A 16,962-nucleotide genomic window follows, 5' to 3' on the forward strand; every position below is an offset into this window, starting at 1 on the left:
CCGTGCTGTGCCACTTGCGCGGTGCTGACAGGCTTCGTGTCACCAGCGCTTGCGTTGTCACCGGGGCCTAAGGTGTAGAATCGGACTGATGCGCGCCCTCACGCGGTCCGTCTGGCTCATTCCCGTGCTCTTGCTGTCGTGTTCCGACGCGGGCCTCTACGCGCTCAATGGCCGTGGCCCTGGTGGGAAGGACCGGGCCAGCTTCGCCGGCACCGTCTGCGTGCCGCTCGCGGGCGGCGAGGCCTTTCCCACGAAGGTGATTTTCGCGCTCCAGGGTGGCGAAGGCGTCGAGCGCGAGGTGGTGGGGTACGCCACCGAGGCGCTGTCCACGCTCTCCAGCCGCTTCTCTGGTCCCTTCGTCCAGTTCGGCCTCGTCGCGTACCACACGGTGGCGACGGGCCTGCTGGGCCGCTTCTCGGATGCGTCCGACTTCCAGGCCGCGCTGCCGCGCTACGCCACCTACCAGGAGTCCGGCCCCGTGAGCGTCCGCGCCGCCCTGCGGCTGGCCAAGACGCTGCTGTCGGGCGACATGCAGACGTCCTGCCGCGGCGAGGTCGCCCGCACGCGCTATGTCATCGTCGTCGTGGTGCGCAGCCAGGACACCAGCTGCGCCAACCCGGCCTTCAACGTGGGGCTCGACTCGCGTTGCAGCGCGCTGGGCAACACGTCGGCGTGCAGCCAGTGTGAGCTCACCGCCGTCACCGGCGAAATCAAGGCGCTGGCCTCGCAGTTCAGCGCGGGCGAAGTGGTGGTGCAGCCCATCTACGTGCGCGGCGAGACGCCAGACCCCATCACCCGCCAGCACGTGGCCGCCATCGCCAACGCCGGCGGCACCGAGCCGCTGGAGGCCGACGCGGCGGGCCTGTCGGGCACCCTCACCAACATCCAGTACGCCGCGCGGACCAACACCCTCAAGCTCAAGCGCTTCTTCGCCTACAACCGCAACGTGGTGGTGCGCGCCGGGCAGGTGCTCGTCGACAGCGACGGGGACGGCCTCCCCGACGAGGATGAGGCGTTGATGGGCACCGACCCCGGGCGCCAGGACACGGACCAGGACGGGTTGATGGACGGCGTCGAGGTCCGCATGGGCCTGGACCCGCTCCAGCCGGACGTCATCAACGGCTGCAACGTGTCCCTGGACGAGGACGGCGACCGGCTCAACACCTGCGAGGAGCGCGTGCTGGGCACCAACGCCTGCATCGGTGACACCGATGGGGACGCGCTTCCGGACCTGGTGGAGGCGCTGGTGATGACGAACCCGCTCATCCCCGAGGACCTGCTCGACACGGACCGCGACGGCATCACCAACGTGTCGGAGGTGGAGGCGCACGGAGACCCGCTCAGCGCCGACCTCGACTTCCACCGCGAGCGTGGCTACGGCTACGAGCTGGTGGAGACCACGCCCACCGCGGACGGCCGCAGCTGCTACCAGGTCCGTGTGGAGAACGTCACCGTCGTCCCCACCCGCGAGCGGCCACATCCCTTCATCCCGGGCGAGGTCATCAAGGCGGGCACCAACGAGGTGTACCTCTACCTCCAGGCTGGCCGGGACAATGATCCACGGGGCGCGGGCATCGGCTCGCTCCTCATCCAGGAAATCCAATACAGCGAAGAGGGGGGCCGTCTGCCGGCGGGCATCATCCCCCTGGAGCCCGACACCTTCATCCCGGGGACCTGAAGCCCTCTCGAGATGTGGGGTCCACCCCTCGCCCTCACTGGGGAGTGCCCCCCACACCTTTTGTTCGACGCGTCCCTGTTCGTGCGCAACTCACTGACATTCCAGGGTTTCTCCCAAGTGTCTGGTACGGATCGTTCCTTGCTAGGCGTCCGGCGTTGAAAGGAGTCACCATGACACGCGCTCGTTTCGCTTCAGCCCTCACGCTGGGGGCTTTCCTCGTCCTCGGCCCCACGGGGGCGCTGGCGCAGTCCAACAACAACCCCGACAACCCGGAGTGTCTGGGCGACCGGTGCGGCATGCCGCTGGAAGTCGGCGGTGGCTGTGGCTGCGGCGCGGGCGGCAGCGTGTGGGTCAACTACACGGACGACGGCGACACGCTGTCGTACACGGACGACGCGGACGGCGACGGCCGCGCGGATGACCGCGACAACTGTCCCTTCGTCTCCAACCGCGACCAGGCGGACGACGACGGTGACGACGTGGGCAACGCCTGCGACAACTGCGCGTCGCTCTCCAACTTCCAGCAGCGCGACGCGGACGGCGACGGCCTCGGCGACGACTGCGACCCGGACCAGGACAACGACGGCCGCGACAACGCGGAAGACAACTGCCCGCTGGTGCCCAACCCGAACCAAGAGGATCTGGACAAGGACGGCCAGGGTGACGTCTGCGATCTGGACGACGATAACGATAGCTGGCTCGACGGCGAAGACAACTGCCCCCGATACGCCAATACCGATCAGACGGTGATGCCCGAAGACATCACCATGTGCCGCGTGGATGCGGACAACGACAGCATCTCCGACAGCAGCGACAACTGCCCGGGTCTGCCCAACCCCGACCAGCGCGACACGGACGGTGACGGCGTGGGCGACGCGTGCGACCCCGACATCGACGGCGACAGCGTGCTCAACACGCAGGACAACTGCCCCGCCGTCGAAAACCGCGACCAGCGCGACGACGACCGCGACGGCATTGGCGATGCGTGCGACACGCGCTACTGCCTGGTGACGAACCCCGAGCGCCCCGACGACTGCCTGGACCCGAAGTCGCCGTTCACCGTCAGCGCTGGTGGCCTGTTCCGCACGGACAAGGCCGGTGTCACCATCCGTCCGCCGCTGTTCGCCAACCGCAACGGCGCGGCCATGGAGTACGAGTGGGTGGTGGTGAAGCGTCCCGCGGGTTCCACCTCGGTGGTGGAGCGTCCGCAGGGCGCCGTGACGCTCAGCCGCGACTGGCAGTACATGTACGTCGACGGCAGCGTGCCCACCTTCGTCCCGGACAAGAAGGGCGAGTACCAGCTCCAGCTGACCGCGCGCCTGGCCTTCTCCGACCGCGTCTTCCCGGACCAGCGCGTGTCCACCTCCACCCTCACGGTGCTCGTGGGGGATGAATCGGAGAAGGGCAACAACTGCAGCTCGGTGCCCGCCGGCTTCAGCGCCACCGCCCTGGGCGCCGCGCTGCTCAGCGTGCTGATACGCCGCCGCCGTCCCCAGCAGTAACCTCGCCGTCTCCCTCCAGGAGGTCCCTTCCGCATGCGCCGCTTCGTTCGTACCTCGCTGCTCGCGGCGGGCCTCCTGGCTTCCGGCCTGTGGTCCTGTTCGGACGCCATGCTCGAATCGAGGGTGGATGCGCTCTCCAACCTCGATGACCGGCTGACGCTCGAGGGGCGGGTGTGCACGCGCCCGCCCAGCCCCTCCGGCTTCCCGGTGAAGGTGGTGGTGGTCATCGACGAGTCGGGCAGCATGTGCGTCTCCGACCCGCCGGGCTCGCAGCTCGACAGCGGCTTCTGCCAGCGCCGGGAGATTCTGGACATCATCCCGGAGGGCGTCACCGAGCCCGCGCGCGTGCGCGCCCTCAAGAGGCTGGTGCAGCAGTTCCGGGAAGTGAATGCGCAGGGCGGCAACGTGCAGGTGTCCGTTGCTCCCTTTGAAACGAACGTGCGCAACGTCTGGCCGCCCACCACGACGGGGGACCGCTTCGCCCGGCCGGACAACAACATCGACAGCTACATCGAGGGTCTGCAGAGCCAGCTGGGCAAGGGCACCGACTACCAGGGCGCCCTGTCCTACGCCTACAGCCTCATCTCCAGCGACATCAACGCGGTGGCGCAGTCCAACCCGGAGCTGCTGCCTCGCACGCGCTACGTCGTCGTCTTCCTCACGGACGGCACGCCGTATCCGCGCTGCTCGGCCACCGACAACCTCAGCGTCTACGCCGACCCGGACAACCCGGACCTGACATGGGCGGACTCGCTGCGCGACTTCTGCAACCTCACCAACACCACGGACCAGATTGACGGGTTCGAGGTGGGGACGGACCGCAACCAGAACTACCAGCTGTTCAGCTACGTGCGGCGGCTGATGGAGTTGAAGGACCAGTACAACGTGGGCGATCTGCGCATGCACACGGTGCTGCTCTTCAACCAGGAAGCGGTGCGGGCGTGTGGCCCCATCTGCCAGGACATCTACGGCGTGTACCCGGGCGTGGAGCCGGCGCGCTACCCGGAGGCCGCGAAGAAGATCGCCGCGTGGCTGCTGCGGCGCTTCGCGGACATTGGCAACGGCGTGTACCAGGAGTTCAACGACACGGGCGAAATCTCCAACCTGGGCCTGGGCGCGCTGGACTACTCGTCGTTCGCCTCGCGCAACGTGATGAAGACGTTGATGGTGGAGTCGCTCAGCTCCGCGCCGGGAGACACCGGCCGCGTGCTGGACAGTGATGGGGACGGGGTGCCGGATTCCATCGACAACAGCTTCACGCTGAAGACCAACACCTTCGTGGCGGACAGCGACGGCGACTGCCTGAATGACGGCTTCGAGTACCGCCGCGAGGACCAGGGCTTCCGCGCCGCCAATGATCTGGACGCGCGCGGGTGCAACCCGGCCTCGCCGCTGACGCCCAACTGCGTCTGCCGTGACACGGACGGTGACGGCCTGTCCCAGTTCGCCGAGGACTACCTGCGCACGCGCACCGGCATCGTGGACAGCGATGGAGACGGCGTGCCGGACGGCCTGGAGGCGCGCTGGGGGCTCAACCCGCTGGAGAACAGCGTGTCGGGCCTGGACACGGACGGTGACGGCATCCCGGACGCACAGGAGCTGCGAGCGGGCAGTGACCCCACGCGCCGCGACAAGGCCTTCCACGAGCGCTTCGGCTACCAGTACGAGACGCGCATCGCGGAGGTCCGTCCCGACGGCAGCCTCTGCTACGACTTCACCGTGTCCAACCTGCAGCTCGTCACGCCGCCAGACCGCGCGGGCGTGAAGCAGGGCTACAACCTCTTCAAGGTGTGGTTCGCCGAGGCGCCGGAGAGTGGCGTGAGCACGGACTACGGCGTGTGGCGCACCGCCTGCGCCTGGGCGCAGTATGCGCCGCCCAGCGTGCGGGTCCCGGTGGGGCCGGAGCTGGCCTTCGAGGATGCTGACTTCCGCCGGCCCGATACCTTGAGCAACCCGTGGAACAACCAGAACGACTGCGTCGGAATCCCGCCCTCGGGGAGCGCCAATCCGTGAGCCGCGTTGTCCGAATCCTGGCGGGCGTCCTGGTGGCCGTGGCGATGGTGATGGCGTGTACGGATTCCTATCTGTACGACCCTCGCCGTGACACGGAAGTGCCGGTGGACCGGGCGGTGACATTGGAAGGCCGCTTCTGCACCGTGGGCAGCAATGAGGTGGTGCGGCCCATCAAGCTGGTGGTCGCCATGGACGCCTCGCAGTCCATGCGGGTGAGCGACCCGGATGGCGCGCGCGCCACCGCGCTGGTGGAGCTCATCCAGAACCTGCCCAGGGACCCCGAGGTGCACCTGGCGGTGATGCTCTTCGCGGGCAGCACCACGGCCTTCCTCACGCAGCAGCCGGGCAACCCGCCCCAGGACGGCTTCGTCCAGGTGTCCTCCATGGATGACGCCGCGCTGCGGCGCCTGTCCGAGCAGCTGCTCACCTTCCGCAACCCCGACACCTCGCCGAACCGGGACTCGACGGACTTCGTCAAGCCGCTGTCGGACATCTACTCGCTCATCAACACGGACATCGCGCGCAGCCGGCTGGACCCGGGCGGTGCGCAGGCGCAGGCGCAGGCGCGCTACTCCGTCATCTTCCTGTCGGACGGCAAGCCCACCAACGACCAGGATGACGAGCTGCTCCGGGGTGACGCGGTGGTGCGCATCCGCCAGCTGCGGGATTTGGTGGAGGACGTGCGCGTCAACACCGTGCACGTCTTCAACCCCACGCAGCCGGTGTCCTCGGTGTGTGACCTGTCTGGTGACGGGGGCTGCCCGCTGCTCATCATCAACCAGAACGCGGACCGGTTGGAGCAGATGGCGACGCTGGGTGGCGGCAACTTCCGCGACTTCCGCAACAACGAGCCCATCAACTTCCTGGACTTCACCTTCGGCCAGGTGCGCCGCGCCTTCATCGTGAAGGAGATGGTGGCCTTCAACTTCTCCGCGCCGCCGGGCAGCCCGGTGGGCGAGGCGGACTCGGACGGTGACGGCCTGACGGACGCGCGCGAGCTGGAGCTGGGCACGGACCCGCACAAGGTGGACACGGACGGTGACGGCTTCAGCGACGGCGTCGAGGTGTACTTCCGCGACCGCGGCGTGGACTTCAACCCCACACAGGAGGCCCTTCCGGACGGCGGCGGGCTGGACCGCGGGTGTCCGCCGGCGCTGCGCGGCGTGGACTCGGACTGCGACGGCCTGCTGGACTGCGACGAGCAGTTCGTGGGCACCAACGCGACGCTGGCGGACAGTGACCGGGACGGCGTGCCGGACGGCATGGAGTGGCTGGGCGGCACGCAGGGCGCCAGCAACGACCTGGACGAGGACCCGGACAACGACGGGCTGACGAACCGCATGGAGCTGCGGATGCACACCCGGCCGCTGGCGGTGGACACCGCGGACCTGTCGGTGAATGGCTACCGCTACGCCTTCGAGGCGGACGGCCCGCCGGACAACCTGGGCCGCCAGTGCTACCGCTTCCGTGTGGAGAACGTCCTGCTGGCCCCGACGATTGCGTCCGCGGACGACGCGGGCGTGGTGCAGCGCGGGGCGGGCTTCAACGACATCGCGATGTCCGTGGCCATGGTGCCCGGAGACGACCCCACCGCCCGGACGCTTGTCCGTACCTTCCGCGTGAATGACGTGCGCTACCCGGTGGGCGGCATCAAGTCGCCCGCCGACGGCGTCATCCGCGTGGAACCCGAGCAGCTCGTCGACGGCTGCCCCGGCCGCCCCGACGACGTGCCCCCGACGCCTTGAGAACCGACGCCATGCCCACCTCTGTCCGTCTGTTGCCGCTCGCGTTGCTCGTCCTCGCCGCCTGTTCCTCTGGAGGAGGCGAGACACCCGACGCGGGGACTCCCGTGGTGGAGGACCTGTGCAATTCGCGCGAGGAGGCGCTGACGCGGCCCGAGTGCGAACTCAAGCCGGGCGAGCCGCTGGAGCGCTTCCTGGCGCTGGACAGCGAGCCGCGCGCCGGTGACCAGGACTGGTACCGCGTCGTCCTTCCGCCCGGCACCAACGCCCGCACGCTGCTGAACGTCAACGGGACGTACCTGGCGTCCAGCACCGCGGTGAATCTGTCCGTCACCATCCTGGGGCCGCTGCCGGACGGGAAGGAGGGCTCGCTGGCGAAGAAAGAGGACAAGCACGCCCAGGGCGCGCCCCGTCCGGTGGACATCGTGTTGCCGCTGCGCGACGGGCTGGAGAACCAGACGCTGCTGGTGCTGGTGCAGGACGCGCCAGACGTGCCGTCCCGGCCCAACTTCGACGCGCGCAACAAGTACCGGTTGACGGTGCGCATCGACCAGAACCCGGACGAGCAGGAGCCCAACGACACGCACGAGACGGCCACGCCGCTGGTGCTGACGCAGTCCGGGGAGATGCTGATGGGCGCCTCCACCGGCTACCTGGCCACGGACAACGACGTGGACCACTACGCCTTCGACCTGGCGGCGGGGAAGATTGCCTACGTGCACGTCACCGCGCCCGACCTGGACGCCGTGCCCAACTGGCGCCTGTCCTACGAGCTGTGGCGCCCGGACTTCACGGAGAAGGAAGACGAAGGCGTGGTGCTGCCCCAGGTGCGCGGCGGCGAGCTGGCCACCGCGCGCAAAGTCAAGGTGGAGCACGCCGGCCGCTGGACGCTGGTGGTGAAGGGCTACCGCGGCATCAACGACCGGGACACGGCCCAGGGCGACCTCACGCAGCCCTACGAGGTGGAGGTGCGCGTGCTGGAGGAGGAGGACGCGCAGGACCGCACCGCGCCGGACAATGACGGGGCGCAGACGGCCACCGCGCGCAACCTCGTCAGCGCCACGCCCGGCGGCGCCGGCGCGTCTGTCTCCTTCACCGGCCGGCTGGGCTACATCTCCGACCGGGATTGGTACTCGGTGCGGCTGCCGGCCTTCAGCACCCCCACGTTGCTGCGCTACCGGCTGGTGCCGCTGGATACGGGTGGCCGCTTCCCCGCGATGCCGGTGACGGCCTCGCGCGTGGTGCACGTGTTCACCCTGATCGCCACCGGGGGCCCCCTGAGCGAGTCGCGGGAGAGCTGCGCCACCAACGCCGCCGTCTGCCCGCGCGACTTCTCGGAGAATCCCGACGCCCGGACCCTGGTGGATCGCTTCTGCCGGCGCACGGATTTGCCCGCACCCATGTGTCTGCACTCGTCTCGCGAGGAGGCCGTGGGCAACTCGCGCTTCACCGCCCTGAGCAACTTCCGGGGTGTCATCCCGGTTCCGGCGCATAACGCCGCGCTGATGTACTACTTCCTGGTGCAGGACAACGGCTCGTGGGTGGACGACAAGGACTACCGCCTGGAGGTGAGCTGGGATGTGGAGGACGCGGACGAGCTGTCTCGCTACGTCAATGGCGCGGAGGCGCCGGTGGCGCGGACGCTGGCGTCCACCACGGCCTTCCCGTCGCCGCCCGACACGGCGGAGTTCTCCGTCACCGGCCAGCTGTCGCACGGCCACGGCCGGCTGCGCAGCGGCACGGACCGCGTCAACGGGCTCGGGGTGCGTGGCCCGCTGGACTACGACGCCGTGCCTTCCGACGTGGACTCGTACGTGTTCGACCTGCCCTCCGTGCCTCCGCCGGAGGACCGGACGTGGCTGCTCCAGTGGGAGGTGGCGAAGCTGGCCGACGGTGGCACGCCGCACGGCCTGGCGCTGGACCTCACCTTCTGTGACGGCGATGCGACCGACGCCGGTGTCGGCACCTGCACGCCAGTGCGTACGGGCAACCGGGGGCCGCTGACGCTGGGCTACCGCTCGGACGCGCTGCGCGCCTGGCACACGCCGTCCAACGCGGGCAGCAGCAGCCTGCAGTCGCTCTACCAGTTGGAGGACCGTCCCAACTCCACCGTCGTCACCCTGGCGCCCTATGCCTGCGGCTGTCTGGAGCGGCGCTTCATCCGCGGCGGCACCCTGCGCGTGGACGTGACGGCGTCGGAGCGGCTGGACTACGAGCGGGTGAACTACACGCTGCGCACCGGCCACGGGGACTATCCGCAGAGCTACCCGGTGGACGGCGGGACGACGGTGTCGTGCCCGGTCGTCACCGACGGAGGGACGACGCCGGACGGAGATGGCGGCGTCATCCAGAGCTACGCCGGGGGCTGCAACTTCACCTACCAGCCATGAGGCGGGTGGCGTCAGGGCGGGAGCGCTGGTTCCCGCCCGTCACGCGGTGGTCGGCGAGGACTTCAGGGCGCGACGCCCAGCCCGTTGAGGGTGATGACCTGCTGGGCGGCGTTGGCGGCATTGGATTCGATGGTAATCGTGCCGTTGTATTCCACGTCGTCGGCGGGCAGGAACGCCACCGTCAGGTAGGCCCGGTCATACGTCTCCAACCGCAGCGGCGTGCCAGGGGTGAAGCCTTCGGGAAGCTGGAGGGTGAAGACGCTCGGCGCCGACAGGGTGATGGCGGTGATGTCCAGCGGCTCCAGGCCGCGGTTCTGGATGGCCAGCGAGTTGTAGGCCGTCTGCCCGACGTAGGTGCCGTGGTTGAACTCGCGGTTGAACGTCAGCGCCGCGCGGTCGATGAAGAGTGTGGGCACCTGGGGAAGCTCCGTCTCCTCCCCGCAGCCAGCCAGGGCGAAGAAGATGATGGGGAGCCAACGGGTACGCAGTCGCATGGACATACATGCCTCGCATGAGGGTCTGAAGATGACGCCGGTTGTAACAGTGTTTGGCCGCAAGGCCCAGGCAGCAGCGGTGCTGCTCTTCGCGTCGCTTTGGGCAGGCTGCGACGGCATGCGTGAGGACTTCATCGGCGCGCGTGTGAAGGACACCTGCGGCGCGGCCTGGCCTGTCTGCGACCGCGTGGCGGGCTGTATTCTCGGCTCGGAAAGTTATTCGGAAGGTCGCTTCCCTGGCCGGCAGCAGCTCATCGTCCAGTTGAAGGAAGCCTCCACCGTGAAGGTGAGCCTCTTCCTGGAGGACGTCACCGCGGCGGGCCGTGAAACCGTGGTGCAGTTCCACGAAGAGGGCTGCCGGGCGCGCATCCGCCGGGCCACGGAAGGCCGCGCGGTGTTGGACGTGATGGAGCGGCAGGGCTCCTTCACCGAGGAGGCGGAGCTCACCGGCGTGGGCGACCACCTCATCGAGTTCGAGTCCGACATGCAGGCGCGCTACATCATCAAGGTGGACGTGACGCCGCTGCGCAATCGCTAGCGTCAGCCCTTGAGCTTGCGCACCAGGTGGTCCGCCACGCGGAAGCTGTTGGCGCTGATGGTGAGCGTGGACGGCACGCTGCCGCCGGTGGGCATGAAGCTGCCGTCCACCACGTAGAGGTTGGGCACCTCGTGGGCGCGGCAGTGGCGGTCCAGCACGGACGTCGCCGCGTCGTCGCCGAAGCGGCAGGTGCCGTGCTGGAGGATGGACGTCTCCCCGCTGGTGGTGCCGCGCCGGACGTCATCCGGGTCCAGGCGCAGGAGGACCTCCTCGCCGCGCTCCACCAGGAAGCGCGTGGCCGCCAGGTCCATGGGGTGCCGGTCCACGGTGATGGCCGCCACGGGGATGCCGTAGCGGTCCTTCACGCCGTCCTCCACGCTGACGTAGGTGCCGGCGGTGGGGAGGAACTCGGCGTAGACCTCGAACTGGAGGATGCGTGAGTCGCGGTACTCCCGCATCTTGTCCTTCAGCGCCTTGCCGAAGAGGGCCTTCTCGCCCTTGCCCGCCAGCCCTACCGCGGCGTGGATGGGATTGGGGTGGGCCCACATGAAGCCCAGTGTGCCGCCCTTGCGGAAGCCGAAGCGGGCGTCGGGCATCAGGTAGAAGTCCTGGAGGCTGCGGTTGACGAAGGGAGATGGGTCCTTCAGCCACGGCCGCGCGGCGGACTGCTTCGACAGGCGGAAGGTGGCGTGGGACTCGCCGAACGAGCTGAAGGTGAGGTTGCGCCCCACCAGTCCGTTGCCGTTGGCCAGGCCCTTGGGGAAGCGGCTGGAGGTGGAGTTGAGCAGCAGGCGCGCGCTCTCCACGGCGGTGCAGGACACGACGATGACCTTCGCTGGTTGCTCGCGCGTCACGCCGTCCGCGTCGAGGTAGACGACGCTCCGCGCGCGGCCCTGCTTGTCCACCTCCACCGTGCGCGCCATGCAGCCGGGGCGCAGGTCCACGTTGCCGGTGGCCACGGCGGCGGGGATGAGGCTGGCGTTGGTGCCGCTCTTCGCGCCCGTCTCGCAGCCGTAGCTCCCGCACAGCGCGCAGTACGAGCACGGCGCCCGGCCCCGGTAGGGCTTGCTGAGGATGCCGCGCGCGGTGGGCAGCGAGTGCCAGCCCATGGCGCCGCACGCCTCGTCGATTTCCTTCGCCACCGGGTGCACGTCCAGCGGCGGCAGCGGGTAGGGGCCACTGCGCGGCTCGGCGAAGGGGTGGGGGACCGACTCTCCGGACACGCCCAGCTCCGCCTCGGCCTTGTCGTAGAAGGGCGCCAGCTCCTCGTAGGAGATGGGCCAGTCCGCCACGGTGCTGCCGGGCACGGCGCCCAGCGTGGAGCGCAGCCGGAAGTCCACCGGCTTGAGCCGGTAGAAGAAGCCGCTCATGTGGACGGTGCCACCGCCCACGCAGTTGGCCGTCCACGCAGCGCTCGTCTTCTCGTAGCGGCCCTTCGCGCCCTGGCGCACCAGGTGCGGCTCCTCCCACGGCACCGGCATGAAAAAGTTCCGGCGGCTGTTCAGGATTTCGTCGTGGATGAAGTCCTTGGGCTGGTAGTGCGGGCCCTTCTCCAGCACCACCACCTTGAAGCCCGCGCGGCCCAACTCCAGCGCCATGGGCGCGCCGCCCGCGCCGCTGCCGATGATGCAGATGTCCACCTCGGGCAGGCTCATCGGTGGACCCCGCATTCACGCAGGCACTTGGGCCCGTCGTAGCCTTCCGGCGGCGCGGACGCGACGGTGCCCACGGTGTCGAAGCCCATCAGCCGCCAGCCCACCTTGCCCTGGTTGCCGCCGTAGGACGGGTCTCCGAGGAAGCCCTCCAGCGTCATCACCGTCAGCAGCTCGAAGAAGTGCGCCTCGCCGCTTCGGGGCGGGCTGTCCTTGAAGAGGGTGAGCAGCTCGTCCTGCTGCTCGGCCGTCAGGGCGGCGAAGCCCTTCTGGTGCATGCGCTGGGCGCGGCGCTCCAGGGCCGCCACGCCGGAGAGGAAGTCCTCGCGCACCGGCTCCAGCTCGGGTGTCTGGAGGATGCGGTCGATGTAGACGGGGACGTTCGCGTCGAGGGCGCCCGGGTCTTCGTCTCGCGGGAGGATGCGCTCGGTGGCGGCGGCCACCACCGCGTACTCGAAGGAAGAAAAGGTGCGCGGGGCCTGGCCGTCCTGCTTCGCCGCCAGGGGGCCGGTGTCCGCGGGGGGCGTCTTCTCTTGGGATTCGGAAGAGCGCTTGCAGGCGGGGCCGAGCAACACCACGCCTCCGCCCAGGAAGGTCAGCCGCTGGATGAGGGAGCGCCGGGACAGGCGCCCCCGATTGGAATGCGCACGTGTCATACGGCGCGCGAGCCTAGCGCACGCAGGTGCTTCGCGCTGGCTTCATGAAACATGCGCGGTTGCTCCCCGCCGCGCGGCGCTGGCGTAGGATGCCGCCACGACGTGCAGGGCCGACAACACACGAGGAGTGGCACATGAAACGGCATGCCTGGGCTCTGGGCCTGGTGCTCGCGCTGGGGTGTGGCAAGGACAGCAACCCGACGCCCCCTGACGCGGGCGGTAACCCCGACGGCGGTCCGATCGACACCTCGTCCTTCGCGAAGTTCGTGGTGGATTCGAGCGAGGGCCAGTTCGACCCCATCTCCTCCATCGCCATGGCCGTGGGGCCGCAGGACCGCATCGGCATGGCGTACTTCGTCCGCAACGGGACGATGCGGGAGAACGTGGAGAACATGGACCTGATGTACCGCGAGTTCAACGGCGGGCAGCTCGGCGCCGCGGAGCGCATCGCCACCGTGCAGCGCGTGTACGGTGTGTCCGTGGCCTTCGGGCCGGACGGTCAGCCGGTGGTGACGTACCTGGGCGGCGACCGGGAAGTGCCTTCCTCGTTCTGGTTCCAGAGTGACCTGGCGGTGTCCTATCGCAGCGCCTCCGGCGCGTGGACGGAGCGCATCGTCGTGCGGCGATCGAATGAGGCACAGCCCGTCAACCCCACGACGGATGTGGGCTTCCTCGTCGGCCTCAACCCCGCCATCGTGTTCAATGGGAGCGAGGCGATCGTCGCCTACCGGGATGGGCAGAACGGGCAGTTCCAGAACCAGGACTTCGGGGCCAGCGACCTGGAGATTGCCAGCGGTGGTCCCACGAACTGGCAGCGCCGAGTCGCGGTGTCTTCCGGTGACAACAAGTTGGGCTACGGAGGCCACATCTCCATGGCGATGGCGGGGACGCAGCCCGCCGTGGTGCACGACAAGGCGCCCGAGGCCTCGCAGGCCACCGGCACGGACGTGCACTTCCAGCGGCGCAACGCGGACGGGCTCACGTGGTCGCCAGTGGTGCGCGTGCAGGCCGTTCCGAATACACAGCTCGGGGCCTCGCTCGCGCATGACCCGGTCGAGGGGTTCGGCATCGCCGTACTGAACCGGAACTCGAACACGCTGACGTACACGGAATGCGCTGACGCCTCCGCGACGTCCTGCACGTCCGAGCGGGACTGGTCCATGCCGGACCCCGTGTTCAACAGCGGCACGGGCGGCTGGTATCCGTCACTGGCCTTCGACCCGGTCCACCATGAGCCGTCCATCGCCTTCTACATCTGCGCGGCAGAGCCCAGCCGCAATGACACCAGCTGCAACCCAAACGACGATGCGTTGGTCATCTCCACGCGCATCCAGGGCAACTGGCGGGAGACGCTGGTGGACGCCGGCGGTGGCTGGTCGCCGAAGCTGGCGTACCTGTCCAATGGCAAGCGCGTCGTCCTGTACCGGGCGCCGGTGGTGGCGCAGGACAAGGGCGTGTTGAAGCTCGCGGTGGAGCGATGACGCGCGCGGCCCGCACGCTCGCTGCCGTGAGCTTGTCGGCCCTGATGGCCGGGGCGGGGCTGGCCGCGTGCGGCCTCGCGGACAACTCTTTGGGCGGCAGCGTGTCCGAGCTCTTCCCGCTGGAGGTGTCCCGCGTAGAGGTGCTGCGCAACGCGGAGGCGTTCCAGGTCAGCTACTACCGGAACAGTGATTTGGACGTGGACCTGGTCGTCCGACTCACCGTGTCCACGGAAGGGCTGGACCTGCGACCCGGGACGAAGGTGAACCTCGCGGGCACCACGCCGTCGGGACAGGCGCGGGCCACGGTGGTGCACCTCAACGCGGGCGAGCCCGCGCGCGTCTTCGGGCCGGTGAACAAGGGTGACTTGCAGCTGGAGTCTGGAGGCAACCCGGGCGAACCCACGCGCGGAGACTTCTCCATGTCCTTCAGCCGGGGTGATGGCTTTGGCGCTGGCCGCAACCTGGAGGGCACCTTCGCCGTGGTGGCGCAGGACGCGACCTTCGGCCCGGAGCCGGGCCAGTTGCTCGACGGCGGCGTTCCTCCCGACGCGGGCACGCCTCCCGAATAGCGGGGGGCCGGAGCGCGTCGGGCAGGCTGCTGTTCGGAAATGTCGGGGGTTTTGGCGCCGCAAATGTCCCGACATTTCCGAACAGTGAGCTGCGGACGTGCTGACTACTGGGCCACGCAGGTGTTGCTGGCCAGGCCCTGGGACACGGAGGCCTGGGCCACGGCGTGCTGCGCGAGCGCCTGCGCGCCACCCTCTTCGTACACGCGGCGGGCCACGGCCAGCGCGTCACGGGCGTGGACCGTCAGCGTGGTGCCGGCGGCATCCGTCACCGCCACCGCGCCGTCCGTCGCCTCCTGGGCCTGGATGAGCATGGCGCCGGCGTCGTCGCGGACCACCATGCCGTCCTCGAGCGGCTCGAAGTAGCGGACCATCGTCTCCTGGCCCTCGCGCGCCAGCTCCATGCGCATGACGCCCGTCTCCACGTCACGCGACAGGCGCAGCGTGTCGGTGGGGCTCAGCTTGACGATGCGGGTGGTCTCCGGCGCGCCGTCGACGCTGGCGACGGGGTTGCTGCCCGTCCAGAACTCGATGCTGTTGATGACGATGGCGTCGATGAACGCGCCCAGCCCGTAGACGGGGATGATGGTGAGCACGAGGAACATCAGCCACTGCACGAACTTGTTGCCGGAGATGTTCTTGTTGAAGTTCCAGATCTTCTGCGTGAGCTGGAACTGGCCGAAGCAGCCGGTGGCGTGCATGGACATGAAACCGGCGAACATCATGGCGAGCCAGGGGGACGGACGCTTCATTCTTGGTTGTCTCCTAAAGGGGGGAGGCTTGACTCCCAGTGCGCCGCGAACATGCCACGGCTCGCACGGGTGTCACGAGCCCCTTCCACACTCCGTCCGCTGTTTGCCAGTCCGCCGCGCCAGACGCCTGCGGGTGCCTCAGTCCGTCTCGCTCTGAACGAGTCCGTACTTGTGGAGCAGCGAGTACAGGTGCTTCCGGTCCAGCTCGGCCTCGCGGGCGGCGCGGGCGATGTTGCCCTTGGCGCGGCCCAACAGCCGGGTGAGGTACTCGCGCTCGAAGGCGCGGATGAGCTCGTCCTTGCAGACCTTGAAGGGGCCGGTGAACTCCACCGGCAGGGAGTCCCCAGCGGCGGCGGGGGCCTCGCGGGTGAACTCGCGCAGCAGGGTGTCACCGGCCAGCTCTGGAATGTCCACCATGTGTCGGGCGCGCTCCAGGGCGTTGCGCAATTCGCGCACGTTGCCCGGCCAAGTGTGCCCGGTGAACTGCTCACGAATCTTCTCCGGCAGCCGGGGCCACAGGCCTTCGCCCGCGAAGGCATCCACCAGCAGGGGGATGTCCTCCTTGCGGTCCCGGAGCGAGGGCAGGCTGACGGTGAAGACGGAGAGGCGGAAGTAGAGGTCCTCGCGGAAGCGGCCCGCCTGTGTCTCCGCCCACAAGTCTTTCTTGCTGGCGACGATGATGCGCGCGTCGAAGGAGATGGGGGAGGAGGCGCCGAGCCGGCGGAACTCCCGGTCTTCAATGGCGCGCAGCAGCTTGGGCTGCAGGTCCAGGGCGAGGTCGTCGATTTCGTCCAGGAAGAGGGTGCCGCCATGGGCGCGCTCCAGGCAGCCGATGCGCTGGCTCACGGCGCCGGTGAAGGCGCCCTTCTCATGGCCGAAGAGCTCGCTCTCGATGAGGGAGTCGGACACGCTGGCGCAGTCGAAGACGACGAGCGGCCCGCCCGCGCGGGGGCTGAGCTTGTGGGTGGCCTTGGCGGCGGCGCCCTTGCCGGAGCCCGTCTCACCGACCAGCAGCACGGTGGAGTCGGTGGGCGCGATGCGCTGGAGCAGCGCGAAAATCTGCCGCATGGGCAGGCTGCGGCCCACCAGGTCGCCCAGCCGGTCCTCCAGGATGGGCTCGACCTGGACCGGGGAGACCTGGGGACTGAAGCGCAGCCGGACGTCGCCGACTTCCAGCAGGGCGCCAGGGCGGAGGAAGGCCTCACGCACCTGGGCACCGTCGAGGAAGGTGCCGTTGGTGGAGCCCAGGTCCTGCACGAGGAAGCGGTCCCCCTGGCGGCGCACCACCAGGTGGTTGCGGCTCACGGTGGGGTGGTCGATGACGACGTCATTGTCCGGGGCCTTGCCCACGCGGAGGGCTTCGTTGGCCAGGGGGAAGACGGTGCCGGCGCGCTCGGTGTCCAGCAGGACGAGGTGGAAGAGCTGGGCGGAGAGCCGCTCCCCTTGAGTCCGTGCGCCAATGACGGTGTGAGAGGGGATGGGGGCTGTCTCTTATACA

The 16,962-nt window shown here is 69.0% G+C and carries 13 protein-coding genes; 8 read left to right on the plus strand and 5 right to left on the minus strand.

The annotated features are described in order from the left end of the window. The first annotated feature begins 88 nt into the window (after positions 1-88). From HNV26_RS10760 to HNV26_RS10780, 5 genes are all read left to right on the plus strand, one after another. On the plus strand, positions 89-1,678 hold the full coding sequence (locus tag HNV26_RS10760; RefSeq protein ID WP_171441615.1) for a calcium-binding protein: 1,590 nt from the start codon (positions 89-91) through the stop codon (positions 1,676-1,678). A gap of 170 nt (positions 1,679-1,848) precedes the next feature. Continuing rightward, positions 1,849-3,180 carry a cell-cell cohesion MYXO-CTERM protein MtsC gene (mtsC, locus tag HNV26_RS10765; RefSeq protein ID WP_171441616.1) on the plus strand — a complete coding sequence of 444 codons (1,332 nt, stop codon included), beginning with the start codon at positions 1,849-1,851 and terminating at the stop codon, positions 3,178-3,180. A 33-nt stretch (positions 3,181-3,213) separates the two neighbouring features. Then, positions 3,214-5,193 carry a cell-cell cohesion protein MtsD gene (gene mtsD, locus HNV26_RS10770; RefSeq protein WP_171441617.1) on the plus strand — a complete coding sequence of 660 codons (1,980 nt, stop codon included), beginning with the start codon at positions 3,214-3,216 and terminating at the stop codon, positions 5,191-5,193. Next, on the plus strand, positions 5,190-6,938 hold the full coding sequence (locus HNV26_RS10775) for a VWA domain-containing protein (RefSeq protein ID WP_171441618.1): 1,749 nt from the start codon (positions 5,190-5,192) through the stop codon (positions 6,936-6,938). Before mtsD ends, HNV26_RS10775 begins: the two co-directional genes overlap by 4 nt. An 11-nt stretch (positions 6,939-6,949) precedes the next feature. Next, positions 6,950-9,325: a hypothetical protein gene (locus HNV26_RS10780; RefSeq protein WP_171441619.1), complete on the plus strand. Its 2,376-nt coding sequence runs from the start codon at positions 6,950-6,952 to the stop codon at positions 9,323-9,325. A gap of 62 nt (positions 9,326-9,387) precedes the next feature. On the opposite strand, the gene HNV26_RS10785 is transcribed toward HNV26_RS10780, so the two are convergent. Then, entirely contained in the window at positions 9,388-9,819 is a 432-nt protein-coding gene (locus tag HNV26_RS10785; RefSeq protein WP_253816438.1) for a hypothetical protein, read from the minus strand. 31 nt (positions 9,820-9,850) lie between these two features. Here HNV26_RS10785 and HNV26_RS10790 point away from each other — a divergent pair, with 31 nt between their 5' ends. After that, positions 9,851-10,357: a hypothetical protein gene (locus HNV26_RS10790; protein WP_253816439.1), complete on the plus strand. Its 507-nt coding sequence runs from the start codon at positions 9,851-9,853 to the stop codon at positions 10,355-10,357. 2 nt (positions 10,358-10,359) lie between these two features. Here the strand turns inward: HNV26_RS10790 and HNV26_RS10795 are convergent, their stop codons facing one another. Together HNV26_RS10795 and HNV26_RS10800 are read right to left on the minus strand one after the other, a co-directional pair. Further along, the gene (locus HNV26_RS10795; RefSeq protein ID WP_171441622.1) at positions 10,360-12,012 is read right to left on the minus strand and encodes a GMC family oxidoreductase; all 1,653 of its coding nucleotides are present in this window, start codon (positions 12,010-12,012) and stop codon (positions 10,360-10,362) included. Beyond that, positions 12,009-12,665 (minus strand): gluconate 2-dehydrogenase subunit 3 family protein, encoded by a 657-nt coding sequence (locus HNV26_RS10800; protein ID WP_011551458.1) that lies wholly within the window; start codon positions 12,663-12,665, stop codon positions 12,009-12,011. Before HNV26_RS10800 ends, HNV26_RS10795 begins: the two co-directional genes overlap by 4 nt. A gap of 134 nt (positions 12,666-12,799) precedes the next feature. Here HNV26_RS10800 and HNV26_RS10805 point away from each other — a divergent pair, with 134 nt between their 5' ends. Together HNV26_RS10805 and HNV26_RS10810 are read left to right on the plus strand one after the other, a co-directional pair. Continuing rightward, the gene (locus tag HNV26_RS10805) at positions 12,800-14,146 is read left to right on the plus strand and encodes a hypothetical protein (RefSeq protein WP_171441623.1); all 1,347 of its coding nucleotides are present in this window, start codon (positions 12,800-12,802) and stop codon (positions 14,144-14,146) included. Further along, on the plus strand, positions 14,143-14,715 hold the full coding sequence (locus tag HNV26_RS10810) for a hypothetical protein (RefSeq protein ID WP_171441624.1): 573 nt from the start codon (positions 14,143-14,145) through the stop codon (positions 14,713-14,715). The genes HNV26_RS10805 and HNV26_RS10810 overlap by 4 nt, the downstream gene beginning before the upstream one ends. A gap of 104 nt (positions 14,716-14,819) precedes the next feature. On the opposite strand, the gene HNV26_RS10815 is transcribed toward HNV26_RS10810, so the two are convergent. Then, positions 14,820-15,464, minus strand: coding sequence for a DUF3332 domain-containing protein (locus tag HNV26_RS10815; RefSeq protein ID WP_090484655.1), 645 nt, complete (start codon positions 15,462-15,464; stop codon positions 14,820-14,822). Between the two features lie 138 nt (positions 15,465-15,602). Further along, the gene (locus tag HNV26_RS10820) at positions 15,603-16,943 is read right to left on the minus strand and encodes a sigma 54-interacting transcriptional regulator (protein WP_366816834.1); all 1,341 of its coding nucleotides are present in this window, start codon (positions 16,941-16,943) and stop codon (positions 15,603-15,605) included. Between the last annotated feature and the right edge of the window lie 19 nt (positions 16,944-16,962).

The organism is Myxococcus xanthus (assembly GCF_013116825.1).
GTDB lineage: Bacteria > Myxococcota > Myxococcia > Myxococcales > Myxococcaceae > Myxococcus > Myxococcus xanthus_B.